This window comes from Halomonas salinarum (genome assembly GCF_012062845.1).
GTDB classification, from domain to species: domain Bacteria; phylum Pseudomonadota; class Gammaproteobacteria; order Pseudomonadales; family Halomonadaceae; genus Onishia; species Onishia salinarum.
Genome location: NZ_WWNB01000003.1, coordinates 41,708 through 56,141 on the forward strand (window position 1 = coordinate 41,708; position 14,434 = coordinate 56,141).

Sequence of the window (14,434 nt, forward strand, 5' to 3'; positions counted from 1 at the left end):
TCACTATCGGAAACTTAGTTTCCGCTAGGCTATCACAGCATGCCCCGCTGAGAGGGCGCTTTTTTTTACCCTCCGTCACGTCTCCTGGTCTCGGCTAACGGTCTCATTTACATGGAGTTGCTATGAATGACCCCTGTATCGAGGTGGGGCAGCATTTCCTTGGCCCTGGAAACACATGACGCATAGGGTTCGGTAGCAGTCATTCCTTGAAGGGCAAGCCGAGCAGGGCGCTGACGTGGGCTTCGGCACAACGGCCGAGCGCTTCCATGTCATATCCGCCCTCGAGTACCGACACCACACGATTATCGGCATACAGCGCCGCAATCTCCATGGCGAGGTGCGTCACCCAATGAAAATCAGCGGCTTCTAGACACATATCAGCCATGGGATCGTCTCTATGGGCATCGAAGCCGGCAGAGATCAGAATAAGGTCGGGCTTGTAGGCATGCAGGGCCGGTAGCCAGTGATCTTCCACTGCGCGTCTAAAAGCCGGTCCGTCGGTACCAGGCGGTAGCGGGGTGTCGATGATGTTATGCCATTGGCTGCGAAGATAGCGCCATGGGTAAAACGGGAATTGAAAACTCGAGCAGACCATCACGTTGGGATGATCCTTGAAGATGTCGATAGTCCCATTGCACTGATGTACATCGAAATCGAGGATGGCGACACGCCGTGCTCCATGTTTTTCGATGGCATGAGCCGCCCCGACGGCGATGTTGTTGAGAAAACAGAACCCCATCGCATCGGTAGCCTCAGCGTGATGGCCGGGAGGGCGTACCGCACAGAAGACATTGTCGGCCTGACCACGATAGACCTGGTCCACACCTCGCACGACCGCGCCTGCGGCATGGCGTGCAGCATCCATGCTCGCGGGGTTCATCAGGGTGTCACCATCGAGAAGGGTAATGCCTTCCTCTGGCACGCAGCGCTCGAGGGACACCAGGTGGCGATGTGGATGAACGCGCTCAATTTGCTCATCAGTTGCCGGTTTGGATTCCGACTGCATGGTTTGTTGAAGCACGCCGCTCAACGCTAGTCGTGCACGAATGGACTCAATTCGTAGCGGGCTCTCCGGATGCTCGGGCCCCATAAAGTGATCATGGCATCGAGGGTGGGTGATATATGAGGTGATCATCGACGGCTCCGAGGTTATTAATGCGACCTTAATCGCCTGGCTTCCTTGCATGACAGTGGCAATAAGTCGTACACAAGGAGACTACACCCACGCGGGAGGATAGGTCTTGGGTACGCGATTCTTACGCCACTTCTTCGAGCCACACAGCCTGGTCGTGATTGGGGCCTCAGAAAAGCCGCATTCCATGGGCGGACTGGTGGTGCAAAACCTCCAGGAGAGCGGCTTCCCCGGCAAGCTTTGGTCGGTCAATACCAAGGGGTATGAAAGTGTCCATGGTGTGCCCTGCTTCAGTCATGTCGCTGACCTTCCGGCGGTGCCTGAGCTTGCTGTTATCTGTGCGCCGGTGGATACGGTTCCTGCCTTGCTAGGAGAGCTTGGTACGGCAGGTGTTCGTGCCGCGATGGTGCTGTCAGGTGGGTCCCACCTGGATGATCGCAGTCACGACGGCGGCTCCATCCGCGAGCAGATGCTGCTTGCTGCCAGGCCTTCGGGGATTCGCGTGCTGGGCCCGGAGTGCATGGGCATACTGGTCCCAGGGCGCCGGCTCAATGCGTCCTATTCCGGTCAGCCGGTCAAAGCAGGCCGTGTCGCCTACCTGGGCCAGTCGGGCATGCTCGGCAATGCCATCATCGACTGGGCGGCCGGGCGTGGTATCGGCCTATCGCACCTCGTGACCGTGGGAGACAGTGTCGACGTTCTTCTGCCCGATCTGCTCGACTACATCAATCAACATACGGCAGCCCAGTCCATCATGCTGCATCTTGAGCGCACGCCGGATGCTCAGCACTTGATGACCGCTCTGCGGGAGGCTTCCCGCCACCGGCTGGTACTTGCCATCAAGAGTGGGCGCACGCCTGCCTCGTCACTATCGAACTTGCCACCGACGCCGGGTATCGCGAATCGTGACGTGATCTTCGATGCCGCCCTGGCGAGGGCCGGGGTCGTGCGTGTCGATAACTCCGATGAGTTGTTCGATGCGCTGGAAACGCTGTCGCGCATGCGTCCCCTGCAGGGAGATCGCCTGGCGATTGTCTCCAATGGCTTGGGACCTGCGATGCTGGCCATCGATCGGCTGATCAGCCAAGGCGGACGCCTGGCCGACTTCAACCAGGATACCCGCGAGGCGCTGGCAAGAGACGATGTGGATATGACGCTGCCGGGACGCAACCCGGTAGATCTCGGCGGTGGCGCGACACCGGAACAGATCGTTGAGGTGCTGGCCATTGTGGCCGCCGATCCCGGAGTGGATGCGGTGTTGCTGGTACACGCACCGACTCGCTTGGCGCCGTCGAAAGTCACCGCTGAGGCGGTGGTCGCCAATCGTCGGCGTCTCAAGCGCAACCTGCTTACCAGCTGGATGGGGCTTGAGCAGGCACTGTCTGCTCGGCATGAGAGCAACCTGGCGGGTATCCCGACGTATATGTCACCTGAGAAGGCGGTTGGCGCCTTCATGCATATGGTCAATTATCGACGCGTGCAGGCACTGCTGCAGCAAACGCCGCCCTCGTTGCCCTTTGCTACCAGTGCGGGCATCCGTCAGCAGTGTCATGAGTTGATCAATCAGGCCCTGGAACAGCAGCGGTATTGTCTTACGCATGCCGAAACGGCGCAGGTGCTGGCCGCCTACGGGGTTGATACACCTCAAAGCCGCTATGCCGTTACCGCGGAGGAAGGCGTTGCCGCGGCTCGAGCTCTTTTCGCTGCAGAAACGGAGCCAGGTGCTGCTCTCGCGTTGAAGATCGTCCACGATCACAACATCGTGCCATTTCGCTATCGAAGTCATCCGCACAAGCTCTCGGCAGGATTGCTCCAGGACCTTACGAGTCCTGAGCAAGTCGCCGATGCCATGCGCCAGCTCGAGCAGAAAGTCCAAGAGAAGTTTCCTGAGTCGGGCATTCACGAGTTTTGCCTTCAGCCCATGCGGCGCGGCAAGCATTCACTGCAACTGTGTGCTGGCATCACCCGCGACGCAGAATTCGGCCCCGTCGTGGTCTTTGGGGTTGGAGGGTACAAGGTCAATGTGTTGGCCGATCGGCATGTGGCGTTCCCCCCCTTGAACATGACGCTGGCGGCTGACCTTATTAGCCGAACCCACGCTGCCAAGCTGATCGAAGAGCATTCCCGTCACCCGCAAAAAGATATCGATACGATCTGTGAGCTGTTGGTGAAATTATCCCAGGTGGCGTCCGACCTGCCGCGCCTGAAAGGGATGGAGATCAATCCGCTGCTGCTCAACAACGATGGACTCCTGGCGGTGGATTTTGCCTTGGACCTGGGCGCTCCCGCCCGCCATGCGATCATGCCGTATCCTGAAGAACTTCGGGAAAGAGTCGAGCTCGATGGTATGGACGTTGAGGTGAGACCCATTCGGGCAGAGGACGCACCGCTGATCACCGGCTTTCACAGGCATCTATCCGAGGAGAGCATTCGCTTTCGTTACTTCCATCACAAGGCGGATCTGACCAAGCGAGATCTGGCGACCTTAGCCGACATCAATTATGACCGGCAGATGGCCTTCATTGCCGTGCGATTGGATGAGTCTGGTCTGTCGGAGATGATGGGTGTCGTGCGGGTATGGAACGATCCGGACAATATCCGCACTGAGTTCTCTATCATCATTCGTGATGACCTGCATGGTCATGGGCTCGGGCGCCTCCTGATGACCAAGATGATCCGCTACTGCCAGGGAGTAGGGACCCTTGAGATGTTCGGCAAGATCATGATCGATAATCAACCCATGCGTTCACTATTGAAACAACTGGGCTTTCGCCTTCGCTATAACATGGAAGAGCAGGTGGTTGATGCATTTCTTAGCTTGAACGACCCTGAGTCTGACTGGCAGCGACATCGTCTGGCGTCGCCTCAAGACTGAATGCCGTGAGGTCTATTCCTGGCTTTTCAGCAGCCTGTGTTGCCACTTGAAGTGGGTATATCCGTTGATTGATCATCATCTGTTCTGATTTGAGGGGGTATTTATAAGTATGTATGATCTTTCGAGTTTAATCACGACAGTCATAGACCGCGCATAGCCGGATAGGTCCTACGAGCGGCCTATAAAGGCATGTTGGTATGACATAACCACAGGCAGAGCCGATGAGCGAAAAACGACCCGTCAAGATCCAGGTGCGCGGCCTCAGCAAGGTCTTTGGCAACCAGCCGATGAAAGCTCTCGAGCTGCGCAATCAAGGGCTCAAGCGTCCTGAAATCCTGGAAAAGACCGGCCAGACGCTGGGCTTGTCCAACCTCGACTTCGACGTCTACGAAGGTGAGCTTCTGGTGATCATGGGGCTTTCCGGCTCGGGCAAGTCGACCCTGATTCGTTGTCTCAATCGCCTGATCGACACAACCGAAGGCTCGATCATTATCGATGACGAGAATATCCCAACGCTCAGTACCAAAGAGTTGTTGGAATGTCGTCGGCGCCATTTTTCCATGGTTTTCCAGAATTTCGCACTCTTCCCTCACCGTACGGTTCAGCAGAACGCCGAGTATGGTCTGGAGATTCGTGGTATCGACAAGGCCGAGCGGACACAAACCGCGCGTAACTCCTTGAAGCAAGTGGGCCTGGATGGCTGGGAAGATGCCATGCCCAGCCAGCTTTCCGGTGGCATGCAACAGCGAGTCGGCCTGGCGCGTGCCCTGGCCAATGATTCAAGTGTCTTGCTGATGGACGAGGCCTTCTCCGCTCTTGACCCGTTGATCCGCAAGGATATGCAACAAGAGCTGCTCGAGCTGCAGCATCGCATGAAGAAGACCACGGTCTTTATTACCCACGACCTCGATGAAGCCCTCAACATCGGCGACCGCATCATCCTGCTCAAGGATGGTGAGATCGTCCAAATCGGCACGCCGGAAGAAATATTGACCGCGCCGGCTGATGAATATGTCGAGCGTTTCATCGAGGGGGTGGATATGTCGCGCATCCTCACTGCTCGCCATGCCATGCGTCCCGTTCGTGCCACGGCCCGTGAAGATGACGGCCCGCGCACGGCACTGCGCAAGATGAGCGAGAACGGCCTGGACTCGATCTATGTCACCAGCCGCGATCGCAAGCTCGTTGGCCTGATCGATGCTGAAACAGCCGAGAGGGCTGTCAAGGAAGGCCAGCAGACGATTGACGCATTATTCATCCAGGATTTCCGCAGTGTTGCCCCGGATGAGCCGATGCATAACCTCTTTGCCATGTTCAACGACAAGAGTTTTCCCATTGCAGTGATTGATGACGAGCGTCGCCTGCTTGGGGTCGTGGTCAAGGGTGCGGTACTGGCCGAACTGGCAGAAGCAGGAGACAACTGAGATGGCGATTGAAATTCCCCGTATCGAGTTGGGCGACTGGATCGAGTCCGGTCTTGACTACCTCACCGGTAACTATTCCGGCATCACGCGCGGCATTTCCGAAATAACCCAGACGGGTATAAACGGCCTCAATGATCTGTTGATGTGGCTTCCCGAGTGGGGCTTGATGGGCTTGATTGCGCTGTTGTGCTGGCGAATGTCTGGCCTTCGTCTGGGTATCGGTGCCGTCTTGGGGCTGTCCCTTATCTGGAACCTTGACCTCTGGGATCCGATGATCGAATCGCTGACGCTGGTAGTCATCGCTACCCTGGTAGCCGTCGTGATCGCGATTCCTGTCGGTATCGCTTCGGCGCTTTCTGAGCGACTCTATCGAGTGATCATGCCGGTGCTTGACTTTATGCAGACCATGCCGGCCTTCGTGTACCTGATTCCGGCAATTCCGTTTTTCGGTATCGGTTCGGTATCGGCCATCTTTGCCACGGTGATTTTCTCCATGCCGCCGGCGATTCGCTTCACGACGCTGGGTATTCGTCAGGTTCCCAAGGATCTGATCGAAGCCGCTGATGCATTTGGCTCCACGACGTCGCAGAAGCTCTTCAAGGTTCAGCTGCCGTTGTCGTTGCCTACCGTGATGGCAGGCATCAACCAGACCATCATGCTAGCCTTGTCGATGGTAGTAATCGCGGCCATGATCGGTGCCGATGGCCTGGGCAACGAAGTGTGGCGCGCCATTCAGCGCTTGCGTCCCGGCGACGGCTTCGAGGCAGGTATCGCGGTGGTGATTCTTGCCATGCTGCTTGATCGCCTCACTCAGTCTTTCCGCAAGACACGTAAGTCCTGATGCATTGCGTGATTCGCCATCCCGCCCTTATCTCGAGTGTGGGATGTCGTCAACATGACGTACGGCAGTCCGCGTCATGCGGAGGTCAGGCGCAACCTGGATGCTGTTTTCATGAGGTACTGCGTTTGATGTCCAGCTAAATACCAATAAGCAACGAAGAGGTGAAAGATGTTCGATATCAAGACTCTGTCACGCGGTGTGCGCCTTGGTGCCATGATGATGGCGGCGGGGACCGCCGTCGCAGCCGGTCAGGCGCAAGCCCAGGAGAAGGGTACCGTAACTCTTGCCTACGTTGAGTGGGCCTCGGAAGTCGCTTCTACCAACGTGGTGCGTGCCGTGTTGGAGGATCAGGGGTATGAAGTTGAAATGTCATCTCTCTCGGCCGCAGCCATGTGGCAGGCACTGTCCTACGGTGATGCCGACGGCATCGTGGCGGCCTGGCTCCCCACCACACACGCGGATTACTTCGACCGCGTTAAAGATAGCGTCGAGGACCTGGGCCCGAATCTGGATGGCACTAAGCTGGGGCTTGTGGTGCCTGCCTACAGCGATATGGAGACCATCTCGGATATCGATGCCAACGCTGAAGCTCTCGATGGCCAGATCGTAGGCATCGATCCAGGCGCCGGCTTGATGAGCCTCACCGAAGAGGTGATCGAGGAGTATGATCTCGAGACTGATCTTCGCAGTGGTAGTGGGGCGACCATGACCGCCGCTCTTGCCAGTGCCATCCAGAATGAAGAAGAAATTGTGGTAACCAGCTGGACACCACACTGGATGTTCGCTCGCTGGGACCTCAAGTACCTAGACGATCCGAAGAACGTCTACGGTGGTGCTGAGCAGATTCACACCGTCGTTCGGGACGGCCTGAAGGAAGACATGCCGGGCGCCTACGCGATTCTCGATAACTTCGAGTGGACGCCTGAGCTGATGGGTGAAGTCATGCTCATGAACCAGAAAGAAGACAGCGATCCCTATGAGGATGCCAAGCAGTGGGTTGCCGAGAACCAGGATGTGGTCCAAGAGTGGCTGCCATCTGGCGAGTAATGTCGGCTAGTCGGCTCCACTGAAAACAACGCCCCCGGCCACATTGGTCGGGGGCGTTGTTTTAAGAATAGATAGTGTTGGAAAGCATGCCGGATACCACACAGAGCTCCCTGTGAGGAGGCAGTATTGGCGTCAGGGGGCAAGGCGTACCTTGAACCACTTTCCATCACGAACCTGATAGCGAATGCGGTCATGTAGCCGACTCGGCTGACCCTGCCAGAATTCGATCACTTCGGGCAGGAGCCGATAGCCCCCCCAGTGCGCAGGGCGGCGAATATCCTGGCCGGCATAGGCTTGCTCGAAGCGCGACTGGCGATCCTCTATCCACTGGCGATTGGGGATTTCCACGCTTTGCGTGGCGACCCAGGTACCAAGCTGACTTTCTCGCGGGCGACTGGAAAAATAGCGGTCGGACTCCTCAGCCGTGACCTGCTCCACCCGGCCCTCGATGCGAATCTGGCGGCTCAGTGAGGGCCACCAGAAGACCAGCGCTGCATGCGGAATAGTCGCCAGTTCGCTGCCCTTGTGGCTTTGATAATTGGTATAAAAGACCATGCCGCGCTGGTCGTATCCCTTGAGTAGCACGATGCGTGCATGGGGCCGGCACTGGCTATCGACGGTGGCCAGTGTCATGGCATTGCCATCTATGCCTTCGCTTTCGAGTGCTAGCGCTAGCCACTCGTCGAAGAGTGTATCGGGTGTATCAGGCGTACTCTCTTCGCTGAGACTGCCGCCCTCATAGTCGCGCCGAATATCGGCAATGTTCCTTGTCATGGCAATCTCTCCCTCGCTATTTCCTCTATCTTCACCCTTGCGCGGCGAAGGCTCAACCGTTGTCGTGCTCGGCTGACAAACGAATTGTCCCTGGTCAAAAAAGCTGGATCATGGCCATGTAGCTGACGGTGCCGGCAAGAATCGATAGCAGAGCGTTATGCCGCCACAACTGCAGTATGGCCACGATCAGGGCTGCCAGCAGCATCGGTAAACCATTGGCATCAAGGTTTACTGCACCCTGGGCCAGGGGGCTGCAGTCACGCATCGCATAGATCACCAGAATCAGCATTACTGCTGGTGGCAGGTAGCGACCAAGGTGCAGGACCAGCGGATGTTCGGCCTGGCGTGAAAAGGCAATGAAGGGCAGTACACGGGTCGCGAAGGTGGCAAGTGCACACACGGCAATGAACCCAAGTAACAGAAGTGGATGCTCTGTCACGGTGCCTCCGCCTGTTGACGCTTGCTTATATCCAACCGGTACTGGATCAGCAGGATCATGCTGGCCGTGGCGATGGCTCCCAGTAACATATGTCGATCTGGTAGCAATGCCAGGGCAGCTAGCGCTGTAACCATGGCAACGATGAAGGGCATCCATTGGCGAAGGCGTCGTGCCTGTTCGATTGTCAGTACGATGAACAAGGCCGTCAGCACAAACTCAATGCCGGTTGTGTCGAAGGCAAGCTGACTGCCGATCATGACACCAGCAAGCGTCCCTAGCACCCACCACAGCTGGTTCAAGGCACTGAGTTTGATGGCGAGTGCGTGATTCTGTCCGACAGGGCCGCGATGAGACGTCAATAGTGAATAGGTTTCATCGGTCAGCGCGAAGATCAGATACGGCTTGCGCCACCCTGCACCGCTGAAGGCTCCTAAAAGCGACAAGCCATAGAAGAGGTGGCGAGAGTTAAGCATCAGAGTCGCCACCGCGACTTCCATCAGGCCGGCCTGATTAGCCAACAAGGCTACGGCGAGAAACTGCCCCGCACCTGCGTAAATCACGAGCGACATGGTTATCGCGGCCCACCAGGGAACGCCAACATCCATCGCCAGGATGCCGAAGGCGGCTCCCAGCGGCAGATAGCCGAACATGACCGGCATGGTGGCCTTTAGTGCAGAACGCCAATCAGTTGCGCCTGAAATATCAGCTTGGTGTGACGTCATTGCTCAGATTGGCGGCGCTGTTGGCGGCTACGAAACCGCGCATAACCGAGACTGCCAACAAAAAGGGCCAGCGAGGCCAATGCAATCAGTACCCCAAAAAGGCCCTGGCCGGGCAGGGTGGCGAACATGACGCCCTGCATGAAGTAGAGCAGGCTGACGAAGCACAGCCAGGCATGACCACGGGCCCGCCTGGTCAGAATTGACGGCAGGAACAACAGCAGCGGGACGATTCTCACCAGCAATGGACCCCAACCATCGGTCTGCACATCATGGATGATCAGGCCGCCATAACTTAGCAGGGCGATCAGGAAAATATAGCTGTAGATCACCAATCGACGACTTTTGTCGACCAGTGCGTCCAGGCCTCCTTCGCGCTCCATACGTTCCATCCACTGTCGCATCAGGTTTCCTCTCGCATAGTGCCAAGCGCCAGTGAAAGACGTGCAAGGCGGCGACCCTGAGCGATACACAGATTTCTTTCCTGCTCGTCGAGGGAACGGTTGCTGCGCTGTCCGGCCAGGTGAGTTGCACCGTAGGGCGTGCCGCCGGTGGTTGTCGTGAAGAGTTCTGTTTCGCTGTAGGGCAAACCTGAAAGCACCATACCGTGATGCAGAAGCGGGATGAGCATCGTCATGAGCGTGGTTTCCTGCCCGCCATGGAGGCTTGCTGTCGAGGTAAAGGCGCTAGCCGGCTTATCGACCAGGGCGCCGTTCATCCATAGCTCGCTGCTGCTATCCAGGAAATACTTGAGCGGGGCTGCCATATTGCCAAAACGGGTCGGACTGCCAATGGCAAGACCGGTGCAGTGTCTGAGGTCGTCAAGGCTTGCGTAGACAGGGCCATCAGCGGGGATATCAGAATCGATTGCTTCACAGGTAGCCGAGACCGGTGGGACGGTACGCAGCCTTGCATCGATACCGGGCTCCGACTCGACGCCGGCAGCCATGGCCTCGGCCATTGCACGTGTCGCTCCATGGCGGGAATAAAAGAGTATCAGCACGTAAGGGGTGGATGTGCTCATCGAGGCTCCAGGGAACGAGAATTGAAAAGGCGAATCAGGCGGCATCAACTAGGGTGAGTACCGCTTCGGGTGGCCTGCCGATAACCGCCTGGTCACCTCGGTCGGCAATGGGGCGCTGCATCAGTTTCGGGGTGGTGACAATGGCGGTGATAACGGCTTCGCGATCCTGGATATCGATGCTCTGACTTTTCCATTCAGCTTCGTTCGTTCGAACCAATGCCTCGAGGCCACCGTCGAGACGGTCTAGCAGGTCATTGAGTTGTTCGGCACTTAGCGGGTCATTGAGGTAGCGATGAACACGAAACTCGATGTCGGCTTCTTCCAGCAGGGCAAGTGCCTGGCGAGATTTTGAACAGCGAGGATTGTGATAGAGGGTGATCACGTCGCAGGGATCCTTGTGAAAGCACGTAAAGTAATTGCCGATATTGTAGGCGGCCCCCAAATACCCCACAACCATTAGCCGGAGGATAGGTAGGGTATGATTTTATACCGTTATCTTTGTTTGGCCGTAAATAAGCTGATCGAAGTGGAAACTAGTTAAACAGGAAGGGCCTCACAGACGCATGTATACCCAGACATTATGCCCGTCGGCTAGCTGAACCCGAACTCGCTCATAGCGATAACCAAGACGTTCGTAGCGGTCCAACGCTGCAAGCTCCTCTTCGCTGACATTGAGTACCAATCCTTCGACTTGATGCCCTTGTTCAGCGACCAGATCCAGCTCTCGCTTGCGAAAGCCAGGCAGGATGGCAGCTTCGGGACTACCCGACCGGCCATAGACCAGCCAGCGAACGGGCGCATGAGTCAGGGTGCCATAGACGAACACTTGGGACTCACCATCCGGGATCGCCGCGAGATCCTCGGGGCGCTCATACCCAAAAGGGCTCAACAGGACCCACCACAAGTAAACGGCAGCGATCATCATCAAACCGATCGTTGAGCCGAGAGCGTATCGCAGGACGCGCATTGGTGAGTCCTTTATTTGATTAACGTTGTCAGGGGGTTCGCGTATTCATCTTGTCATGGCATGCTTCTTGGAGGCTAGTCAGGGCATCGAGCTGTTTTACACCCCGGTTTACATCCCGTGTCGGAGATTATCAGCATGAGCATGATGGATCGTGAGTTTCGCCGTCAGATGGGAGACGTTCATCCTATTGCCAAGGGGAGGGATAGAGCGGATGTGAGCCATCGAAGCAAGGGGCCGAACGAGGCACAGCAAGCTCGACGCCATGCAGCACAGCAATTAAATGAGCAGGGCAATTTTCTATCTGATGATTTTGTGGAACTGGTGGGGTCTCATGATCCGCTGGAGTATCGGCGTGATGGTATTCAGTTGGGTGTAGTGGAGCGCCTTCGTCATGGCGGTTATGCTCCCGAGGCTCACTTGCATCTGCAGCGTCGTCCATTATCGGAATGTCGCCGCGAGCTGTTCGGCTTCATTCGGGATGCGCATGAGCAAGGATTACGCTCCTTGATGGTGGTTCATGGGCGAGGGCGCGAGGATGAGAGTTCGGCTAATATACTGCGTTCCTACCTGGCCAAGTGGCTGGCTCAGTTTGACGACGTCCAGGCCTTTGCCTCTGCACCCGCGTCTCAGGGTGGCCTCGGGGCAACTCTGGTCATGTTGAGGAAGTCAGAGCGAGCAAGAGCCAACAACCGTGAGCGCCAACAGAAGCGGCGCGGATGAGGTTACTGGCCGTTGACATAAAACGCCAAGGCCCGGTTTAAACCGGGCCTTGGCAGAATGGCTGTCGACGAGCATCAGTCGAGTGAAAGCGGTGTTAGGGCTGGTTGCCTTCGCGCAGCCGACGCTCGAATAACGCCTCCTGGGTATCGACACCAGGCTGATAACTCACGCTGAACGCCCCCAGGGCACGCTGAGCGTCATCCAGGCGCTGGTCATCGCGCAACGCGAGCGCATCGAAGCCACAGCGGCTCATGTAATAGAGCTGATCGACCAAGACGTCGCCAATGGCGCGGATCTCACCCTGATAGCCGTAACGTTCACGCAGCAGTCGGGCGAGGGTATAGCCACGGCCATCAGTAAAGGCGGGAAAATCGATGGCAATCCGCGGGGATGCCATCAACTTCTCAGCAAGCTCGCCATTAAGCTCTGTATCACTAGGTAGCCAGGGCGCCAAGCCATCATCGTCACTGGCATCAAGCCACAACGTCAGCGGTACGATCGCCGGGCGCGCCTGGGGCAGGGTCTCGCTGTCCCGGGAAAGCGACCAGGTGTCGGTTTCCGGCTCGCCCAGTTTGAGCAGCGTCTGGGCCAGCGTTAGCTGTTGATCAGGCATAGACCCGCTCCTTGAAAGGTTTGATCCCGATGCGACGATAGGTATCGAGAAAGCGTTCATCGTCGTGACGCGTCTCGACGTATACCTTGAGTACCTTATCGATGACGTCCGGAACATCTTCGCGATTGAAGGACGGCCCGAGGATCTTGCCAAGCGAGGCATCGTCGGTGGAGTTGCCGCCAAGCGAAACCTGGTAGTACTCCTCACCTTTCTTGTCGACACCCAGGATGCCGATGTGACCCACATGGTGGTGACCGCAGGCATTCATGCAGCCGGAAATATTCAGATCCAGCGGTCCCAGGTCATACAGGAAATCCAGATCCTCGAAACGCTCCTGCAGGGCCTGAGCGATGGGAATCGACACGGCATTGGCCAGGCCACAGAAGTCACCACCCGGGCAGCAGATGATGTCGTTGAGGGTGCCAACGGTGGGGTTGGCCATCCCCAGGTCGTCCAGCGCCTGCCAAAGGGCTTCCAGTTGATCCACGGGGACGTCTGAAAGCACGAGGTTTTGCTCGTGAGTCACGCGAACCTCGCCGAAGCTGAAGCGATCGGCGAGATCGGCCACGGCTTCCATCTGGTCGGACGTCACATCGCCGGGAGCCAATTCACGACGCTTGAGCGACAGCGTCACCGCCTTGTAACCCGGCACCTTGTGGTCAGTGACGTTGTTGGTCACGAAGCGAGCGAGGGCGCGGTCGTCTTGGCGCTTTTGCTCATAGGCCGCGATAGCTTCGTCGCTGACCGGGCGACGCTCGGGCTCCGGAAAGTGAGACTTGGCAGCTTCTACGGCAGCCGGTGTCAAGGTCTGTGGCCCATCCTTGAGGTGTTGCCACTCGGCATCGACGCGACGGCGGAATTCCTCAATGCCCAGTGCTTTAACAAGAATCTTGATGCGAGCCTTGAACTTGTTATCGCGGCGACCGAACTGATTATAAACGCGCACGCACGCCTCAAGGTAGGTCAGCAGATGCTTCCAGGGAAGGTCATCACAGACGACATCGCCGATCATCGGCGTACGACCCAGGCCGCCTCCTGCCAGAACGCGCACACGGACTTCGCCTTCAGCATCGCGCCACATGCGCAGTCCAATGTCGTGGACCTGAATAGCGGCCCGGTCAGCGCTTGCGCCACTGACCGCAATCTTGAACTTGCGGGGCAGGTAGGCGAACTCGGGATGCAGCGTTGACCATTGGCGAATCAGCTCACACCAGGGGCGCGGGTCTTCGACTTCATCGGCGGCAATGCCCGCAAACTGGTCGCTGGTGGTATTGCGAATACAGTTGCCACTTGTCTGGATCGCATGCATCTGCACCTCGGCCAGTTCAGCGAGGATATCGGGAACTGTTTCGACGGCAGGCCAGTTGAGCTGCAAGTTCTGACGGGTACTGAAATGACCGTATTCCCGATCATAACGCCGCGCGATCGACGCCAAGCGACGTAGCTGATCGCTTGACAGCATGCCGTAGGGGATCGCGATACGCAGCATCGGCGCATATTTCTGTAGGTAGAGACCGTTCTGGAGGCGCAGCGGGCGGAATTCCTCTTCGCCCAGGCGGCCATCAAGGTAGCGGTCCATCTGGTCACGGAACTGGGTGACCCGCTCATCGACGAGGGTCTGGTCGTAGTTGTCGTACCGATACATTCAGTCGTGTCCTGCTGGTCAGGGCGTGATGAAGGAGTTGTGCCTTTTATCGGCGACCATACTCCTAACCTTATATTCTATGAAAGAATAAATGTTCATAGTTTTTGATTAATTTGTTATTAGGCGTGAGCCATTCACGTGCCGATGGTGGTTCGTGGGAACCTCTCAGGCGCCTGCTCCTGCCTATCTGTGCGTCATGATAACAAGACGAAGG

General features: G+C 57.2%; 15 protein-coding genes. 5 read left to right on the forward strand and 10 right to left on the reverse strand.

Translation table 11 applies throughout. From position 1 onward, the window contains the following. Positions 1-199 precede the first annotated feature (199 nt). Positions 200-1,135 (reverse strand): histone deacetylase family protein, encoded by a 936-nt coding sequence (locus tag HF027_RS03255; protein ID WP_168012860.1) that lies wholly within the window; start codon positions 1,133-1,135, stop codon positions 200-202. A gap of 106 nt (positions 1,136-1,241) precedes the next feature. On the opposite strand from HF027_RS03255, the gene HF027_RS03260 reads away from it, so the two are divergent. The 4 genes from HF027_RS03260 (at position 1,242) to HF027_RS03275 (ending at position 7,319) form a co-directional block, all read left to right on the forward strand. Then, positions 1,242-4,007 carry a bifunctional acetate--CoA ligase family protein/GNAT family N-acetyltransferase gene (locus HF027_RS03260; protein WP_168012862.1) on the forward strand — a complete coding sequence of 922 codons (2,766 nt, stop codon included), beginning with the start codon at positions 1,242-1,244 and terminating at the stop codon, positions 4,005-4,007. A gap of 221 nt (positions 4,008-4,228) precedes the next feature. Next, positions 4,229-5,431 (forward strand): quaternary amine ABC transporter ATP-binding protein, encoded by a 1,203-nt coding sequence (locus HF027_RS03265; protein WP_168012864.1) that lies wholly within the window; start codon positions 4,229-4,231, stop codon positions 5,429-5,431. A gap of 1 nt (position 5,432) precedes the next feature. Continuing rightward, on the forward strand, positions 5,433-6,272 hold the full coding sequence (locus HF027_RS03270) for an ABC transporter permease (RefSeq protein ID WP_168012866.1): 840 nt from the start codon (positions 5,433-5,435) through the stop codon (positions 6,270-6,272). 168 nt (positions 6,273-6,440) lie between these two features. After that, positions 6,441-7,319: a glycine betaine ABC transporter substrate-binding protein gene (locus tag HF027_RS03275; RefSeq protein WP_168012868.1), complete on the forward strand. Its 879-nt coding sequence runs from the start codon at positions 6,441-6,443 to the stop codon at positions 7,317-7,319. 132 nt (positions 7,320-7,451) lie between these two features. Here the strand turns inward: HF027_RS03275 and pdxH are convergent, their stop codons facing one another. The 7 genes from pdxH to HF027_RS03310 form a co-directional block, all read right to left on the reverse strand. Beyond that, positions 7,452-8,093: a pyridoxamine 5'-phosphate oxidase gene (gene pdxH / locus HF027_RS03280; RefSeq protein ID WP_168012870.1), complete on the reverse strand. Its 642-nt coding sequence runs from the start codon at positions 8,091-8,093 to the stop codon at positions 7,452-7,454. A 94-nt stretch (positions 8,094-8,187) separates the two neighbouring features. Next, complete coding sequence (locus HF027_RS03285; protein WP_168012792.1) at positions 8,188-8,532, reverse strand: branched-chain amino acid transporter permease; 345 nt, start codon at positions 8,530-8,532, stop codon at positions 8,188-8,190. Further along, positions 8,529-9,182 carry an AzlC family ABC transporter permease gene (locus HF027_RS03290; RefSeq protein ID WP_245184463.1) on the reverse strand — a complete coding sequence of 218 codons (654 nt, stop codon included), beginning with the start codon at positions 9,180-9,182 and terminating at the stop codon, positions 8,529-8,531. Before HF027_RS03290 ends, HF027_RS03285 begins: the two co-directional genes overlap by 4 nt. A gap of 68 nt (positions 9,183-9,250) precedes the next feature. Further along, complete coding sequence (locus HF027_RS03295) at positions 9,251-9,655, reverse strand: DUF2069 domain-containing protein (RefSeq protein ID WP_168012874.1); 405 nt, start codon at positions 9,653-9,655, stop codon at positions 9,251-9,253. After that, complete coding sequence (gene wrbA, locus HF027_RS03300) at positions 9,655-10,275, reverse strand: NAD(P)H:quinone oxidoreductase (RefSeq protein WP_168012876.1); 621 nt, start codon at positions 10,273-10,275, stop codon at positions 9,655-9,657. Before wrbA ends, HF027_RS03295 begins: the two co-directional genes overlap by 1 nt. A 34-nt stretch (positions 10,276-10,309) precedes the next feature. After that, complete coding sequence (locus tag HF027_RS03305) at positions 10,310-10,657, reverse strand: arsenate reductase family protein (protein ID WP_245184466.1); 348 nt, start codon at positions 10,655-10,657, stop codon at positions 10,310-10,312. A gap of 171 nt (positions 10,658-10,828) precedes the next feature. Next, positions 10,829-11,200, reverse strand: coding sequence for a gamma-glutamylcyclotransferase family protein (locus HF027_RS03310; RefSeq protein WP_245184467.1), 372 nt, complete (start codon positions 11,198-11,200; stop codon positions 10,829-10,831). Positions 11,201-11,377: 177 nt separating this feature from the next. On the opposite strand from HF027_RS03310, the gene smrA reads away from it, so the two are divergent. After that, a complete protein-coding gene (gene smrA / locus HF027_RS03315; RefSeq protein ID WP_168012882.1) occupies positions 11,378-11,962 on the forward strand; it encodes a DNA endonuclease SmrA in 585 nt (194 codons plus the stop codon). Positions 11,963-12,056: 94 nt separating this feature from the next. Here the strand turns inward: smrA and HF027_RS03320 are convergent, their stop codons facing one another. Together HF027_RS03320 and HF027_RS03325 are read right to left on the reverse strand one after the other, a co-directional pair. Beyond that, on the reverse strand, positions 12,057-12,575 hold the full coding sequence (locus tag HF027_RS03320) for a DUF934 domain-containing protein (protein WP_168012884.1): 519 nt from the start codon (positions 12,573-12,575) through the stop codon (positions 12,057-12,059). Then, complete coding sequence (locus tag HF027_RS03325; RefSeq protein ID WP_168012886.1) at positions 12,568-14,220, reverse strand: nitrite/sulfite reductase; 1,653 nt, start codon at positions 14,218-14,220, stop codon at positions 12,568-12,570. The genes HF027_RS03320 and HF027_RS03325 overlap by 8 nt, the downstream gene beginning before the upstream one ends. Positions 14,221-14,434: the final 214 nt, after the last annotated feature.

What these genes read in the sequence shown, in the direction of transcription:
- HF027_RS03265 (WP_168012864.1), top strand. Translation starts at nt 4,229, where the DNA reads ATGAGCGAAAAACGACCCGTCAAGATCCAGGTGCGCGGCCTCAGCAAG.
- smrA (WP_168012882.1), top strand. Translation starts at nt 11,378, where the DNA reads ATGAGCATGATGGATCGTGAGTTTCGCCGTCAGATGGGAGACGTTCAT.
- HF027_RS03320 (WP_168012884.1), bottom strand. Translation starts at nt 12,575, where the DNA reads ATGCCTGATCAACAGCTAACGCTGGCCCAGACGCTGCTCAAACTGGGC.
- HF027_RS03275 (WP_168012868.1), top strand. Translation starts at nt 6,441, where the DNA reads ATGTTCGATATCAAGACTCTGTCACGCGGTGTGCGCCTTGGTGCCATG.
- HF027_RS03325 (WP_168012886.1), bottom strand. Translation starts at nt 14,220, where the DNA reads ATGTATCGGTACGACAACTACGACCAGACCCTCGTCGATGAGCGGGTC.
- pdxH (WP_168012870.1), bottom strand. Translation starts at nt 8,093, where the DNA reads ATGACAAGGAACATTGCCGATATTCGGCGCGACTATGAGGGCGGCAGT.
- HF027_RS03310 (WP_245184467.1), bottom strand. Translation starts at nt 11,200, where the DNA reads ATGATGATCGCTGCCGTTTACTTGTGGTGGGTCCTGTTGAGCCCTTTT.
- HF027_RS03295 (WP_168012874.1), bottom strand. Translation starts at nt 9,655, where the DNA reads ATGCGACAGTGGATGGAACGTATGGAGCGCGAAGGAGGCCTGGACGCA.
- wrbA (WP_168012876.1), bottom strand. Translation starts at nt 10,275, where the DNA reads ATGAGCACATCCACCCCTTACGTGCTGATACTCTTTTATTCCCGCCAT.
- HF027_RS03270 (WP_168012866.1), top strand. Translation starts at nt 5,433, where the DNA reads ATGGCGATTGAAATTCCCCGTATCGAGTTGGGCGACTGGATCGAGTCC.
- HF027_RS03255 (WP_168012860.1), bottom strand. Translation starts at nt 1,135, where the DNA reads ATGATCACCTCATATATCACCCACCCTCGATGCCATGATCACTTTATG.
- HF027_RS03290 (WP_245184463.1), bottom strand. Translation starts at nt 9,182, where the DNA reads ATGTTCGGCTATCTGCCGCTGGGAGCCGCCTTCGGCATCCTGGCGATG.